This is a genomic window from Streptomyces sp. NPDC101165 (assembly GCF_044768135.1).
Classification (GTDB): Bacteria; Actinomycetota; Actinomycetes; order Streptomycetales; family Streptomycetaceae; genus Streptomyces.
Window position 1 is genome coordinate 214,511 of record NZ_JBIWPG010000001.1, and the last position, 15,019, is coordinate 229,529.

At 74.4% G+C, this 15,019-nt stretch carries 12 protein-coding genes; 8 read left to right on the plus strand and 4 right to left on the minus strand.

All coding sequences use genetic code 11. The annotated features are described in order from the left end of the window. Positions 1 to 41: 41 nt before the first annotated feature. From ACIRVH_RS00940 to ACIRVH_RS00955, 4 genes are all read left to right on the plus strand, one after another. On the plus strand, positions 42 to 908 hold the full coding sequence (locus tag ACIRVH_RS00940) for a LysR family transcriptional regulator (protein WP_403947154.1): 867 nt from the start codon (positions 42 to 44) through the stop codon (positions 906 to 908). A 127-nt stretch (positions 909 to 1,035) separates the two neighbouring features. Continuing rightward, positions 1,036 to 1,593: a PDZ domain-containing protein gene (locus ACIRVH_RS00945; RefSeq protein ID WP_403947155.1), complete on the plus strand. Its 558-nt coding sequence runs from the start codon at positions 1,036 to 1,038 to the stop codon at positions 1,591 to 1,593. Positions 1,594 to 1,808: 215 nt separating this feature from the next. Beyond that, positions 1,809 to 2,936, plus strand: a complete 1,128-nt coding sequence (locus tag ACIRVH_RS00950) for a M24 family metallopeptidase (protein WP_403947156.1) — start codon at positions 1,809 to 1,811, stop codon at positions 2,934 to 2,936. Positions 2,937 to 2,990: 54 nt separating this feature from the next. Further along, on the plus strand, positions 2,991 to 3,935 hold the full coding sequence (locus tag ACIRVH_RS00955) for an aminoglycoside phosphotransferase family protein (protein ID WP_403947157.1): 945 nt from the start codon (positions 2,991 to 2,993) through the stop codon (positions 3,933 to 3,935). A 1-nt stretch (position 3,936) separates the two neighbouring features. On the opposite strand, the gene treZ is transcribed toward ACIRVH_RS00955, so the two are convergent. After that, positions 3,937 to 5,682: a malto-oligosyltrehalose trehalohydrolase gene (treZ, locus tag ACIRVH_RS00960; protein WP_403947158.1), complete on the minus strand. Its 1,746-nt coding sequence runs from the start codon at positions 5,680 to 5,682 to the stop codon at positions 3,937 to 3,939. Positions 5,683 to 5,856: 174 nt separating this feature from the next. Here treZ and ACIRVH_RS00965 point away from each other — a divergent pair, with 174 nt between their 5' ends. Both ACIRVH_RS00965 and ACIRVH_RS00970 read left to right on the plus strand, forming a co-directional pair. Continuing rightward, a complete protein-coding gene (locus tag ACIRVH_RS00965; protein ID WP_403947159.1) occupies positions 5,857 to 6,408 on the plus strand; it encodes an FHA domain-containing protein in 552 nt (183 codons plus the stop codon). 103 nt (positions 6,409 to 6,511) lie between these two features. Further along, on the plus strand, positions 6,512 to 6,925 hold the full coding sequence (locus ACIRVH_RS00970; protein WP_403947160.1) for an SSI family serine proteinase inhibitor: 414 nt from the start codon (positions 6,512 to 6,514) through the stop codon (positions 6,923 to 6,925). A 30-nt stretch (positions 6,926 to 6,955) separates the two neighbouring features. Here the strand turns inward: ACIRVH_RS00970 and ACIRVH_RS00975 are convergent, their stop codons facing one another. Together ACIRVH_RS00975 and lpdA are read right to left on the minus strand one after the other, a co-directional pair. Then, positions 6,956 to 8,206 carry a M14 family zinc carboxypeptidase gene (locus ACIRVH_RS00975; RefSeq protein WP_403947161.1) on the minus strand — a complete coding sequence of 417 codons (1,251 nt, stop codon included), beginning with the start codon at positions 8,204 to 8,206 and terminating at the stop codon, positions 6,956 to 6,958. Between the two features lie 134 nt (positions 8,207 to 8,340). Next, a complete protein-coding gene (lpdA, locus tag ACIRVH_RS00980; RefSeq protein ID WP_403947162.1) occupies positions 8,341 to 9,819 on the minus strand; it encodes a dihydrolipoyl dehydrogenase in 1,479 nt (492 codons plus the stop codon). 112 nt (positions 9,820 to 9,931) lie between these two features. Between lpdA and ACIRVH_RS00985 the strand changes: the two genes are divergently transcribed. Next, positions 9,932 to 10,873, plus strand: coding sequence for a LysR family transcriptional regulator (locus ACIRVH_RS00985; protein ID WP_403947163.1), 942 nt, complete (start codon positions 9,932 to 9,934; stop codon positions 10,871 to 10,873). Positions 10,874 to 11,102: 229 nt separating this feature from the next. Here the strand turns inward: ACIRVH_RS00985 and treY are convergent, their stop codons facing one another. Then, positions 11,103 to 13,472, minus strand: a complete 2,370-nt coding sequence (gene treY / locus ACIRVH_RS00990; RefSeq protein WP_403947164.1) for a malto-oligosyltrehalose synthase — start codon at positions 13,470 to 13,472, stop codon at positions 11,103 to 11,105. 81 nt (positions 13,473 to 13,553) lie between these two features. On the opposite strand from treY, the gene ACIRVH_RS00995 reads away from it, so the two are divergent. Continuing rightward, a complete protein-coding gene (locus ACIRVH_RS00995) occupies positions 13,554 to 14,909 on the plus strand; it encodes an MFS transporter (RefSeq protein WP_403947165.1) in 1,356 nt (451 codons plus the stop codon). Positions 14,910 to 15,019 lie beyond the last annotated feature (110 nt).

The window sequence follows — 15,019 nt, forward strand, 5'->3', positions numbered from 1 at the left end:
CGGTCGATAAGCGCTGCTGATGGGGTGCGATCCTGGTCCGCATGGACCCGCACCTGCTGCGCACGTACGTCACCGTGGCGCGCCTCGCCTCCTTCTCCGAGGCCGCCCGCGAGCTGGGCTACACCCAGTCCGCGGTGTCCCAGCACATCGCCGCCCTCGAACAGGACCTCGGCGCGCCCCTGCTCACCCGGCGGCCCGTCGCACCCACCGCTGCGGGCGAACGCCTGCTGGAGCATGCGGGCCCGCTGCTGCTGCGCCTGGACGCGGCCCGCGCCGACGTGGCCCGCATGGCCGCCGTGCCCGCGCACGGCCTGACCCTCGCCACCACACCGACCGCCCTCGGCCCCGGCGTCCTGGGCGCGCTCCCGGCAGCAGGCGTGACCCTGCGCGTTCTCACCCGGGACGCGATCCCGGCCGCCGTCGCCACCGGCACCGCCGACCTCGGCCTGGTCGACGGCGTCGCCGCTCCCAGCGATCCGCTGCGGCTGCCCGACGTGGCACCGCTGACCACGCACGGCGTCGCCGAGCAACCCGTCAGCGTCCTGCTGCCCACCGGTCACCCGCTCGCCGGCCGCAGCGGCCTGCGCCTCGGCGACCTCGCCGACGCCCGCTGGCTCGACGCACCCGACGCGTCCCTCCCTCTCGCCCACCTGCGCGCTGCCAACGGCGGCGGCGCCTTTCGGCCCGCCCTCCGCTACGAGGGCACCGACCTGCGCACCCTCACCGCCCTCGCCGCCGCCGGCCACGGCCTCACCCTGCTGCCCCGCTCGACGGCGACCGGCGTCCCGGGCACCGTCGCCGTCCCGCTCACCGCACCGCGGGTCGTCCACCGCACCGAACTCGTGCACGGCGGGGCTCCGACGGGAACGGCGGCGGAGGTGGTCCGGCAGCTGGTGGACCGTGCGTGAGTGTGGGTCCGGTGCATCGCCTCGACGGCTATGACTACCCTCCGCCACCCTCCGGCCAGTCTCACTCGTTCGTGTCTCGTCGTGGAGCGGAGCCCCGGGTAGAGCACCAGCCGGAGGCGAGCGAACCATGGATCAGACTGCGTTGCGTCCCAAGCCGATGCCCGGTCAGGAGCGGCGGAGGACCGACACTCCCGACCCCGTCCGGCACCCGCACGCCGCGCGCCGCCGCGGCCGGCGGCTCAGGACCCTGCTGTTCGGACTGTGCACCGGCACCGTCCTGGTGCTCTCCGGGGTCGGCATCGGCACGGTCGGCGCCACGGTCATCGGCATGAGCAGGCTGGCCGAGCTGCAACGCCAGACCCCGCCGCACCACCCCTCGGCCGAGCCGGACCCCTCACCGAGCCCCTCGGACGCCCGGACCGGCGCGACCCTGGGCGTGGAGGCCGTCGACGCCGACAAGGCCGGCGCCCTGGTGGTGGGCGTCCACGTACCCGGCCCCGGCTACACGGCGGGCCTCGTCCGCGGCGACGTCCTGCTGCAGTTCGGCAGGGCCCGCGTCGACACGGCCGCCGATCTCGCCCGGGCCGTCGCCCGCATGCGCCCCGGCACGGAGGTGACCCTGACCGTGCGCCACTCCAGCGGCGGCTACCAGCAGCTGACCGTCGTTCCAGGGGTGGTGACCTGACCGCGGGCGACGTGCCCTCCCGACGTGTCCGGACACGTCGGGAAACCCGCTGGTCGCACCCCGCCCCACGCGCCATGATGGCCCCATGCCGAGCCCCGTCCCCGCGGACCGCCACCACAGGACTCCGCGATCGGCTCGCGCCGCCCTGTCCGGCCGGGCAGGATGCTGCCCGAGACCGCTTCGCCCCGTCACCACGACCGCGCTCGGAGGCCCGGATGACCGGTAGCACGCCCGCGCCCTTCACCGCCGACGACTACAGGGCTCGTACGGAGCGCGCCGCGCACGCCGCCGCCGACGCCGGCCTCGCGGGACTGCTCGTGGCGCCGGGACCGGACATGGTGTGGCTCACCGGCTACACGCCCACCGCGGTCACCGAACGGCTCACCGTGCTGGTCCTCGCCCCGGGGCACGACCCCGTGCTCGTCGTGCCCACCCTGGAGGCCCCGGACGCCGGGCACGCGGCCGGCGCCTCCGCGTTCACCGTGCGCGACTGGACCGACGGCAAGGACCCCTACGCCGTCACCGCCGCCCTCCTCGACCACAGCGGCCGCTTCGGCATCAGCGACAACACCTGGGCGATGCACCTGCTGGGCCTCCAGCGCACCCTGCCCGGCACTTCCTACGCCGCCCTGACCGATGCCCTGCCCATGCTGCGCGCCGTCAAGGACGCGGCCGAACTGGAACTTCTGGCAGCCGCGGGAGCGGCCGCGGATGCAACGTTCGAGGAGATCCGGAAGGTTCCCTTCGCCGGGCGCCGCGAGTCCGACGTCGGCCACGACCTCGCCGACCTGCTGCGCCGCTTCGGGCACTCCCAGGTCGACTTCACCATCGTCGGCTCGGGCCCCAACGGCGCCAACCCGCACCACGAGGTCGGCGACCGCGTCATCCAGCACGGCGACATGGTCGTCCTCGACTTCGGCGGCCTCAAGGACGGCTACGGCTCCGACACCACCCGCACCGTCCACGTCGGCGAGCCGACCGACGAGGAACGCACGGTCCACGACATCGTGCGCGCCGCCCAGGAGGCCGGCTTCCGGGCCGTACGGCCGGGCGTCGCCTGCCAGGAGGTCGACCGCGCGGCCCGTGAGGTGATCACCGACGCCGGATACGGCGAGTACTTCATCCACCGCACCGGGCACGGCATCGGCGTCACCACCCACGAGCCGCCGTACATGATCGAGGGCGAGGAACAGCCCCTGGTGCCCGGCATGTGCTTCTCCGTGGAGCCCGGCATCTACCTCCCCGGCCGCTTCGGCGTACGCATCGAGGACATCGTCACGGTGACCGAGGACGGCGGTCGCCGCCTCAACAACACCACCCGTGAGATGGTCATAGTGGACTGAGAGGCCCAGGAGACACACCCTCGACGACCCCCCGGAACGGCTACGGCGCGACCCATGACCCAGGCACCGACACCCACCGCGGACTCCGTCCGCAGACTGGTCCGTTCCCTGCTCAAGGAGAGCAAGGACACCGCGAACGGTACCGAGGGCCCCGCAGTCCGGCCCGTCACCGAGGGCCGCGAGCACACCTGGTGGGTCGGCACCCGCCATGTGCTGCGCCTCGCCCCCGACCGTGAGGCATCCGCCCGCCGCCGCCGCGAACTGCGCCTGCGCGACGTGGTCCGCCCGCACGTGCCCGTCGCCGTCCCGACCAGCGTCGCCCACGGCGACTGGGCACCCGGCCTCGCCTTCACCCTCGACACCAAACTGCCCGGCGGCACCGCCGACGAACACGACGTCTCCGCCGTCGGCGAGGCCGACCTGGCCGGGCTGCTCAGCGGACTGCGCGCCGTGCCGGCACGGCAGGCGGAGGCGCTCGGCGTGCCGCGCACCGCCGCGCGCTCCCTGGAAGCGCTGCGCCGCATGGCCGTGCACGCGGCCGAACGGCTGGCCGCCGCCGACGAGTTCGACGCCTCCCGCCTGCTCCAGCTCACCCCGCCCGGCGCCGCCCAGCTCACCGCACAGACGGGTACCGCCGTCCTCACCCACCACGGCCTCACCGGCGAGCACGTGGTGGTCAGCGCCGACGGACGGGTCCGCGGCATCCTGGACTGGACCGAGGCCGCCATCGGCGACCCCGCCGAGGACATCGCCGGGCTCGCCGTCGCCGTCGGCTCCCCGGCCGCCGTCCGCGCCGCCACCCTCGCCGGCTACGGCGCCCGCCCCTGTCTGCGCGGACTGTGGCTCGCCCGCTGCGACACCGTCATCCGCCTCACCGACCACCTCGACGGCCGCGCCACCGGTTCCCTGACGCTGCTGCGGATCCAGCTGCGGCGCGCCTGGGAGCCGATCCTGCTGGAGCGGGTGACCGAGTTCAAGGACGACGAGACGGAGCCGTAGCTCAGGGCTGGATCAGCACCACGCACGACTCCCCGGGCACCTGCAGCAGCCCGTCCGGGCCCGGTGCCGCCACCGGTTCCCAGGCGGCCAGGACCTGCACCCGCCCGGTGCCCAGCGGGATCGCCGCCTGTTCCTTGCCCAGGTTCACCGCCACCCGGACGTCCCCGCGCCGGAACGCCAGCCAGCGGGCCTCCTCGTCGTACGCCACCTTGGTGTCGGCCAGGTCGGGATCGGTGAGGTCCGGCTGTTCCCGGCGCAGCTCGATCAGCCGCCGGTACCAGGTCAGCACGCGCGCGTGGGGCTCGCCTTCCGGCTCCGACCAGTCGAGGCACGACCGCTCCCAGGTCGCCGGGTCCTGCGGGTCCGGTACGTCCTCCTCGGCCCAGCCGTGCTGCGCGAACTCCCGCCGCCTGCCCCGCCGTACCGCGTCGGCCAGCTCCGGGTCCGTGTGGTCGGTGAAGAACTGCCAGGGCGTGCCCGCCGCCCACTCCTCGCCCATGAACAGCATCGGCGTGAAGGGCGCGGTCAGCGTGAGCGTGGCCGCGCAGGCCAGCAGACCGGGGGAGAGCAGGGCCGAAAGGCGGTCCCCCTGTGCGCGGTTGCCGACCTGGTCGTGGGTCTGGCTGTAGCCCAGCAGCCGGTGCGCGGCCACACTCGCCCGGTCCAGCGGCCGCCCGTGGCCGCGGCCGCGGAAGCTCGAGTACGTGCCGTCGTGGAAGTAGCCGCCGGCGAGTGTCTTGGCGAGCCCGGCGAGGGGAGCGCGCGCGAAGTCGGCGTAGTAGCCCTGGGACTCGCCGGTCAGCGCGCAGTGCAGGGCGTGATGGAAGTCGTCGTTCCACTGCGCCTGCAGCCCGAGACCGTGCTCCGCGCGCGGGGTGATGATCCGGGGGTCGTTCAGGTCGGACTCGGCGATCAGGAACAGCGGGCGGCCCAGCTCGCCGACGAGGCTGTCGACGGCCGCCGACAGCTCCTCCAGGAAGTGGCACGCGCGCGTGTCGCGGAGCGCGTGCACCGCGTCCAGGCGCAGCCCGTCGATCCGGTAGTCCCGCAGCCAGGCCAGCGCGCTGCCCACGAAGTACGCGCGCACCTCGTCCGAACCCGGCGCGTCCAGGTTCACGGCGGCGCCCCACGGCGTGTGGTGGGTGTCCGTGAAGTACGGCCCGAACCGCGGCAGATGGTTGCCGGACGGGCCCAAGTGGTTGTGCACGACGTCCAGCACGACACCCAGGCCCAGTTCGTGGGCCCGGTCCACGAACCGCTTCAGCGCCTCGGGGCCGCCGTACGGTTCGTGCACCGCCCACGGCGACACGCCCTCGTACCCCCAGCCGTGCCGTCCCGGGAACGGACACAGCGGCATCAACTCCACATGGGTGACGCCCAGTTCCACCAGGTGCCCGAGGCGCCCGGCGGCCGCGTCCAGGGTGCCCTCGCGGGTGTACGTGCCCACGTGCAGCTCGTAGAGCACCGCGCCGGGCAGCTCGCGCCCCGCCCACGCGGAACGCCACGCGTACCGGCCGTGGTCGACGACCGCGCTCAGGCCGTCCGGGCCGTCCGGCTGACGGCGCGAACGCGGGTCCGGCAGCACCGGACCGTCGTCCAGCGCGAACCCGTACCGCGAGCCGTCCTGCGCCGGTGCCTCCCCCGTCCACCAGCCGGCGCGTCCGGAGTCGCGCTCCAACCTGTGCGTGGCGCTGTCGCAATGGAGCGTCACACGGTCTGCCTGCGGTGCCCACACCTCGAACTGCACGGACGGTTCCCCTTCGTCTGCTCACCGTGATGTAGCCCGTCCATCGTGCCGCGAAAGCGATCAATCCGCTTTCGAATCCGCCCTTTACCGGCTGGTGTCGTGGAACGATGCGCGTGCGGTAACCGTTCTCCGCGTTTCTGGACACCGGGGGTTCACTGCCCGACAATCACCAGCGTGACGTCGTCTTTCGAGATCCCCATGTACCCCGCGCGACTGTCCGACGCGGAGCGCGACAAGGCGCTGCAGGTGCTGCGAGACGGCGCCGCCATGGGACGCCTGTCGCACGACACGTTCGTACGCCGCATGGAACTCGCGCTCGCCGCACGCCGCGCCGACGAACTCGCCGCCCTCACCGCCGACCTGCCCCGCGAGAACCGCCTCTCCCGCGCGGTCTTCGGCACCGTCGAGGCCGTCTCCGGCTTCACCGTACGGCTGCGCCGGGCCTGGCAGGCCGAGCGGCTGCCCAAGCTGCGGCTGCCGAACCCGGCGAACGGCCATCCCCTGCGCATAGGCCGCGACCCCGCGAACGGGCTGCGCCTGAACCACGAGACCGTCTCCCGCGTACACGCCGAACTCCGTCGCCAGGGCGACACGTGGGTCCTCAGGGACCTCGGCTCCACCAACGGCACCACCGTCAACGGCCGCCGCGTGGTGGGTGCCGTCGTGGTCCGCGAGGGCGACCAGGTCGGCTTCGGACGGATCGCCTTCCGGCTCTCGACGGACTGAGACGCCGCCCCGCATTCGAACTGACGCACCGCTGTGCGCCCGTACGGTCCCGTTCGGGTGAGTCGGGGTGCGGAACGCGGGCCGCCGCGCCGATGCTTCGGGAATGACGTACATCACCCGAGCGACAGCGGCCGCAGGCGCCCTGCTGGCCTCCGTCGGCCTGCTCGCCGCGGGCCCGGCCCAGGCGGCACCCCGTCACACGCTCACCGGCAACTGGCTCGACCTCACCGTCACGCGCGGTGACACCCAGACCGGCTACACGCGCCACACGCTGCTGCTGTGCGACCCGCCCCTCGGGCACGCGCACGCGGCAGAGGCCTGTGCCGAACTCGCGGCCGCCGACGGCGACATCGATCGCATCCCGCCCAAGAAGATCTTCTGCACGATGATCTTCGCTCCCGTCACCGTCCACGCGCGCGGGCGGTGGCACGGACGGCAGGTCGACTTCCAGGAGACGTACTCCAGCAAGTGCGTCATGAACGGGCGGACGGGAGAGGTGTTCGCGCTGGACGACTGAGTCCGGCCCGCGGGAGGCGGCGTGGAGGCCTCACGCCGCCCGTTCCCGGGCCTGCTGGGCCGCCACCAGCACCGTCCGGGACTGGTGCTCCACCTGGTTCTCCAACGGCACCCAGCGGGCCCGGAAGCGCTCCGCGAAGGCGTCGCACCAGGAGGCGACCAGCTGTTCGAGCCGGGGCGCCGCCCGGTCGTCCGTCTCCCGCAGCACCCGCAGCAGCATCGCCGCCGCCCGCAGCGGCAGCCGCCGCCCGAAGGCGTCCACACTGCCGACGTACGCCATCGTCGTACCGGCCGGCGGTGTGTGGATCCAGTCCTGCGCCAGGCCCGGTATCAGCTCCAGCGCCCACTGCGCGGCCCGCAGCAAGGGCCCGTCCGCACCCTCCAGCCGGGGCAGCGCCTCGGCGAGCACCAGCTCCACCTCCAGCGAGTCCCGCAGCAGCCGCTGGGCCAGGCGCCGCATCGCCGCCGCCGGTGCCGGGTGCGGCGCCGGGTCGTCCACCAGGTCGCTGGCCCACATCGGCACCTCCACCACGGCCGTCAGACCGCCGTAGCGGTGCGCGTGGTACCAGGTGCTGTGCCGTGCGTCGTCCGGCAGGCTCGGGTAGGCGACCCCCGTCTCCGGGCCGGGCATCACATGCACCCCGGGCCCCGAGGCGGGCCAGCCCGCGGCGTCCGAGGCACCCGTCTCGACCGGGATGTGCAGCTCCGCGGCGGACTTGGCGAACGGCTCCGCCAGACCCGGCACGTCCTTGGTCAACTGCACCCAGCTGCCGCCCAGATCGGTGCCGTGCAGGGTCACCTGGAGGTAGGGGCGCAGTTCGTCGATCACCCCGGTCAGGGCCCGCGTCTCGGGCGGCAGACGGTCCGGCGGGAGCACCGCGGGGGACCACTCCGGCTGCTCCGCGCCGGTCGGCCGGTAGAAGCCGAGGTGGTAGTCGAGCAGGCTGCGCGGCGCCGGGGTGACATGCAGGCTCGCGCCGTCCGGGTCGGCGCACAGCAGGAAGTGCCAGGAGGTACCGGTCCGCAACTCGCGCTCGGCCAGCACCCGTTCGGCCAGCACCCGGAGGGTGGAGCCGCCCGTCGGCTCGTTGGCGTGGGCGCCCGCGACGACCAGCACGGCGCGGCGGGCGTGTCCCACCGACAGCAGGTGCAGAGGCCGGCCGGCTCGCGAGAGGCCCACCTGCCTGAGCGAACACAGCCCGGGCTCCTGAGCGGCCAACGCTCGCGCGGAGGCGACCAGTTCGGGAACGCTGGGGTAGCGCAGCTCCGGCAGGAGACTCACCCCCGACTTGTCCGCCCGGCTTCGCCCTCCCAGTGCCGCACGGCGTGGGTGAACTGTCAAGCACACGGCCGGGAGGCTCCAGGGGGCGCCCGGACGCATTCACGGGCGGTGCCGGACCGCCGCGATCCGGGGGCTCACTGCTGGTGCAGGGCGCGTCCGGCGAGCGTCAGGAACACCTCGCCCACCGCCTCCGACAGCGTGGGGTGCGCGTGCACGTGCCGGGCCACGTCCGAGGGCTGGGCGTCCCAGCCGACGATCAGCTGGCTCTCGGCGATCATCTCCGACACGTTCGGGCCCACCAGATGCACACCGAGCACCTGCCCGCCGCCGGCCTCGGTGACGACCTTCACCATGCCGCCCTGCCCGTGCACCATCCCCTTGGCGACGGCGGTCAGCGGCATCGTGTTGACGTCGACCTCGTGCCCACGCGCGCGTGCCTCCGCCTCGCCGAGCCCCACGGAGGCGGTCTGCGGCGACGAGTACGTCACCCGGGGCACGGCCGCGTAGTCCACCGGAGCCGACGGCAGCCCCGCCAGCGTCTCGGCCACCAGCAGGCCCTCCGCGAAGGAGGCGTGGGCCAGGCCGAGCGAGGGCGGCGGCAGCAGGTCGCCCACGACATGGATCCCCGGTACGGCCGTCTCCAGCCGGCTCCAGTCCGCCGGTACGACGAACCCCCGCTCGTCCGTCGTCAGCCCGGCTGCGGCCAGGTCCAGACCCTCGGTGACCGGGGCCCGGCCGACGGCGACCAGCAGCCGCTCCGCCTCCACGGTCCGGGTCTCCCCGCGGGCCGTGCGCACCCTCGCGCGTAGGCCGTTCTCCAGCACCTCCGCGTCCAGCAGCCGCGCGCCCGCCTGCACGTCGACGCCCCGCTTCTTCAGGCCGCGGGTCAGATGCCGGCTCACGTCGGCGTCCTCCAGCGGCACGATCCGGTCGGCGGCCTCCACCAGGGTGACCTCCGCGCCCATCGACCGGTGGAAGGAGGCGTACTCCGCCCCGATCGCACCCCCGCCCAGCACCAGGACGGACCCCGGCAGCCCCGGTGCGAACAAGGCGTCGTCACTGGTCACCACGCGCCGCCCGTCGGGCACGAGCCCCGGGAGCGTGCGCGGTCGCGAGCCGGTCGCGAGGACGATCCCGCGGCGCGCGGTGAAGTCACGCACGCCGAGCGCGGAGTCGGCGTGCACGGCATCGGCATGCGCGAGCGCGGAGTCGGCGCGCACACCCTCCACCCGCACCGTGCGAGTCCCCGTCAGTCGCGCGCTCCCTCGCACCACCCGCACACCCGCGTGTGCCAGATGCGCTTCGACCCCCTTGTGGTTGCGCGCCACGATGTCGTCCCGTGTGGCCACCAGCGACGGCCAGTCGACGGAGTCCAGCGTGGCCTTCACGCCCCAGCGTTCGCGGGCCTCGACGATGCCGTCGACGAGCTCGGCGGCGTGCAGCATCGCCTTGCTGGGGATGCAGCCGCGGTGCAGACAGGTCCCGCCGACCTTGTCGCGCTCGACGAGGACGACGTCGAGACCGAGGGCGGCGGCGCGCAGGGCGGTGCCGTACCCGCCCGTGCCACCGCCGATGACGACGACGTCCGGCATGTGCGTTGCCTCTGTGCTCATGACCTGTGTGTTCATGACCTCCACCCTCCGTCCCTCCCTTGCCATGAGTCCAAGGCAATGTTTTTGTGGAACCGATGCAGGATCCTTATGGGAAGGCTGGGAAGGCGGCGCGATGAGCCTGCGGCAGATGGAGTACTTCCTGACGGTCGTCGAGGAGGCGTCCTTCACGCGCGCGGCGGAGCTGCTGCATGTCACCCAGCCCGCGCTCTCGCACCAGATCAAGGCCCTGGAGAAGACGGTGGGCGGCGACCTGCTGGAGCGCATGCCGCGCGGAGTGCGCCTCACCCCGATGGGCCGCGCCTTCCTGCCGCACGCCGAGCTGGCTGTCCGCAGCGCCGCCCAGGCCCGCCGCGCGGCCCGTGCCGCCGCCGGCGCCGAGGGCGGCGAGCTGCACATCGCGGCCCTGCACTCGATCGCCGTCGGCGCTCTCCCCGACGTCTTCGCCCGCTGGCGTACGGCCCACCCCAGGGTCCTGCTGCGCCTGCACGAGTACGCCACCTCCGAGGCCCTGGAGGAGGCGGTCCAGCGCGGCACCGCCGATCTCGCGATCGGTCCCGAGCCCGTCGGCGCGCCCGGCACCGTCGTAGCGGTCGGCGACGAGGAAGTCGTCCTCGTCGTGCCCTTCGACGACCGGCTGGCGGGCCGTACGACGGTGACGCTGCCGGAACTCGCCGACCGCGCCTGGATCCGCTGCGCCATGGAACCCGTCGTCCACGGCGAGCGCTTCCTCGACTGGGCGTGCGGACAGGCCGGATACCGCCCCCGGACCGCCGTGTGGACCGAGCACACCTCCACGGCCGTGCGCATGGCCGCCGCCGGGGTCGGGGTGTGCGTGGCGCCCTCCCACGTCGTGCGGGGCGCCGTCGGCGAGGACTGCGTCGTCCTCACCCCGGACCCGGCCTGGAAGCGCGCCCTGACGGTCTACGCACGCGTGCCGCCCACCGGAGCCGCCGAGTCCTTCGTGGACCTCCTGCGCACCACCTGGCCCTCGCTCGGACCAGCCGCCCCCCGGCAGCAGGAGGACCACACCCTGCCCGCCGCACAGGTCGGCTGAGCGGCGGCCAGTCCCCCAGCCTTCACCGGTCCGCTCCAGCAGTGTCACCGGCAGCGGCCCGGCTGGGCCCGTCATGGGCGCGGACCTGGTGAACTCCCTTCCCGGCGATTGCATGTCTGCCCACCGCGCGGTGGCAGCTCCAGCCGGGGGAGTGCGAGGCTCGCAGCCTGCCCGCCGCACAGGTCGGCTGAGCGGGCGTCGGTCTCTCATTCCTGCGGGTGTCTGCCCCTCAGTCCTCAGCCTGCCGCTCCAGCAGTGCCACCGGCAGCCGGTCGAAAAGGTCCGCCACGCGCGCGTGCCCGGTGAACTCCCGGCCCGGGGTCAGCTGGTCCGCCCACCGCCCCGGCGGCAGCTCCAGCCGTGTCTCCCGCCAGCCGCCCGACTCCGTCAGTCGCAGCGACAGGCGGGTCACCGCCGTGACCACCGCGCCGGAGCGCGTGAACGCCACGCAGTGCTCCGCGGCCGGCCCGTCCGCGGTGAGCGGGGCGTACGTGGCCGCCGCGCCGAAGGCGTCGGGGCGCCGCGCGCGCAGCCGCAGGGCCGCCGCCGTCAGCGCGTCCTTCTCGCCGGGTGCCGCGGGGGGAAACGACACCGGCCGTCGGTTGTCCGGGTCCACCAGGGCCCGGTACTCGCCCTCCGTGCCCTGGTACAGGTCCGGCACCCCCGGCATCGTCAGATGGACCAGCGCGGTGCCCAGGACGTTCGCCCGGACGTGCGGCTCCAGCGCCTTGCGGAGCGCCACCACACGCTCTCCCGGCGGCCCGCACGGCCCGGTCGTGACGAAGGCCGCCGCCGCGTCCTCGTAGGGCGGCTCCTGTTCCGTCCAGCTCGTGTACATGCCGGCCTCGCGCACATGCTTCAGCAGCGCCCCCTGGACCCGTCCCTCCTCGGCAGAGCCCAGCCCGAAGACCGTCTGCCAGGCCGCCCAGGCGAGCTGTCCGTCGGGCACGCCCTCCTCGGCCAGGGTCACCTCGGCCAGCAACTCCGCCCAGCGGTCCGGGCATTCGGTGAGCACGGCCATGGCGGCGCGCACATCGGCGCTGCGCTTGGTGTCATGGGTGGACACGACCGTGCCGGTGTCCGGCCAGTCGCGCTGCACGCGCGCGCAGTACGTGTGGAAGTGCTCAGGGGACACGCCGGGCGCGCCGGGGTCGCCGCCCACCTCGGCCGCCGACAGCAGCGGCACGTACCGGTAGAACGCCGTGTCCTCCACGGCCTTGGCGCGCAGCGCCGACGCGGTCTGCGCGAACCGGGTGCGGAACTCCGCCCGGTCGGCGTGGTCCGGCGCCGACGGGTCACCGGGCGCCTCGACCAGCAGCCGGCGCACGATACCGACGGCCTCGGCCTCCTCGGGCACCACGAAGGCCAGCCGGGCCTCCTCGGCGGCCTCCTCGGTGACGACGGCGGCCGCGTCACCGGAGGCGTACGGGCGGTACACCCGCAGCCGGACCAGCAGCTCCTCCAGGGCCGTGCGCAGCGCCCAGGGCGCCCGGTCGCGCAGCGAGAGGTCCGGGGAGGCGGCGCACAGCCGGGCGGCCACCCGGGTGAGACGGTCGGTCTCGGCGGCCAGCTCGTGCGTGATCACCTTGTAGGCGGCCCGCCGCGCCGTGGCGTCCCAGTTGCCGCCCCGGTCCGTCTGCGGTGCCGCGAACGCCCGGTACCGACCCAGCAGTTGATACGCCCCCGTGCGGTCCGTGAACAGGCCGTCGACGTGGTGCAGGGCGTCGTAGCCCGTGGTGCCCGCGACGGGCCAGGAGGCGGGCAGCCACTCGCCGTCGGCGAGGATCTTCTCCACGACGGTCCAGCGCCCGCCGGTCGCCTCGTGCAGCCGCTCCAGGTAGCCGTCGGGGTCCGCGAGCCCGTCGGGATGGTCGATCCGCAGCCCGTCGACCACGCCCTCCGCCAGCAGCTGCAGGATCTTGGCGTGGGTGGCGTCGAACACCTCCGGGTCCTCGACCCGCAGCCCGATCAGCTCCGAGATGCTGAAGAAGCGCCGGTAGTTCAGCTCGGTGCGGGCCAGCCGCCACCACACCGGGCGGTACCACTGCGCGTCCAGGAGCTGCGGCAGCGGCAGTTCCTCGGTGCCCTCGCGGAGCGGGAACGCGTGGTCGTGGTAGCGCAGGACACCGCCGTCGACCACCAGGTGGTCCAGTTCCGTCCCGAGCGGACCGCCGAGCACGGGCAGCAGCAGACGTCCGCCCTGCGCCTTCCAGTCGATGTCGAACCAGCGCGCGTACGGCGACCCGGGTCCCTCGCGCAGCACCTCCCGCAGGGCGTGGTTGTGCCGGGGTGCCATGGCCATGTGGTTCGGCACGATGTCCACCACCAGACCGAGGCCGTGCTCCCGTGCGGTGTCCGCCAGCGCACGCAGCCCCTCCTCACCGCCCAGTTCCTCGCGCACGCGCGCGTGGTCCACGACGTCGTAGCCGTGCGTGGAGCCGGGGACGGCCTCCAGGACGGGGGACAGGTGCACGTGCGAGACGCCGAGCGAGGCCAGGTACGGTACGGCCGCCGCCGCGGCGGCGAACGGGAACGCGGGCTGGAGTTGCAGCCGGTAGGTGGCCGTGGGCACCCCGGGTCCGGGTCGCGCAGAAGTCATGGAAACCTACGTACCCAGCCTGCCGTCTTTCGTGTCATCGCCCTCTGCACGCACCCACGCACGCGTGCCTAGCTTCGGGTGATGGGAGTGACCGAACGGCCCCGCACACGGCACGGCACGCTGGACACGTACCGCGAGGTGATCGGCCTGACGGGGCCGCTGCTGCCCTGCGTGTCGTTCCTGGGCCGGCTGCCGACCGCCACCATCCAGTTCGGCAGTGTGCTGCTCGTCGCCCGTACGAGCGGTTCGCCGGCCGCCGCGGGACTGACCGGCGGCGCGCTCGCCCTCGGCCAGGTGGCCTGCGGGCCGCCGGTGGGGCGGCTCGCGGACCGGCACGGCCAGCGGACGGTCGTGCTCGCGTTCTCGCTCGCCAACGCGCTGGCCGTGGCCGCCCTGGTCACCGGCGCCCTGGCCGGCCTGCCCACGCCCGTCCTGGCCCTCCTGGGGGCCGCTGCCGGTGCCACCGTGCCGCTCGTCGGCCCGTTGGCCCGCACCCGGCTGGTCGCCCTCGCCCGCCGCGCGGGCGCCCCCGAGCCCACCGTCGGCGCCGCGCTCTCCTTCGAGAGCACCCTGGACGAACTGTCCTTCGTCCTCGGCCCGGCCCTGGTCGGTCTCGCCGCGGTGCTCGCCCATCCGGCGTACGCGCTGGCCGGCGCGGCCCTCCTGGTGGCCGCCTGCGGCACCGCCTTCGCCCTGCACCCGACGGCCCGGGCCGTCCGGCCCGGTCCCGAACGCGCGCGTGCCGCCACCGCGGTCCGCGCCCCCATGCCCCGGTCCGTCCACGCCCTGCGCGCCGCCCTCGCCCTCCAGGGCGCCATGTTCGGTGCCTGCCAGGCCGGGATCACCGCGCTCACGGCCCGGCTCGGGCAGGAGGACCAGGCGGGGCTGGTGTACGCCGCCATGGGGGTGATGAGCGCCGCGGCGGGGCTCGCCATGGCCGCCGTACCGGCACGCCTCGGACTCCCTGCGCGCTGGCGGCTGGCCACCGGGGCCGCGCTCGTGCTGTCGCTGCCCCTGCTGCGCACCGACGGCATGACCGGCCTGTACGCCGTCGTCACCGTCCTCGGGATCGCCTACGCCCCGCACCTGATCACGGTGTTCGGGCTCACCGAGCGCACGGTGCCGCCCGCCCGGTTGTCCGAGGCGATGGCCTTCGCGACCAGCGCCCTGGTCGGCGGCCAGGCCCTCGCGGTCGCCGGCACCGGCCGCCTCGCCGAGTCCTACGGCCCCTCGGCGGCGTTCGCGGCAGCGAGCACGGCGGCCGCGCTCGCCTTCGCCATCGCCCTGACGGTCCGTCCGGCGACCCACTCGGGGCAGCCCGAAATCGCCCCCCACGCGCGCGTGCACGACGAGCCGGCGGACGTGACGCCGCCCGCTGGAGCGCCGCTGTCTGCTCCGCCGGTCGCCGCAGATACCGAAGCTCCTCCGCATCGGTGACGAGCGGCGAAGGCGAGTACGGCCGGCGCGCTCGCCTTCGCCATCGCCCTGACGGCCTGTCCGGCGACCCACTCGGGGCAGCCCGAAATCGCCCCCCCCCACGCGCGCGT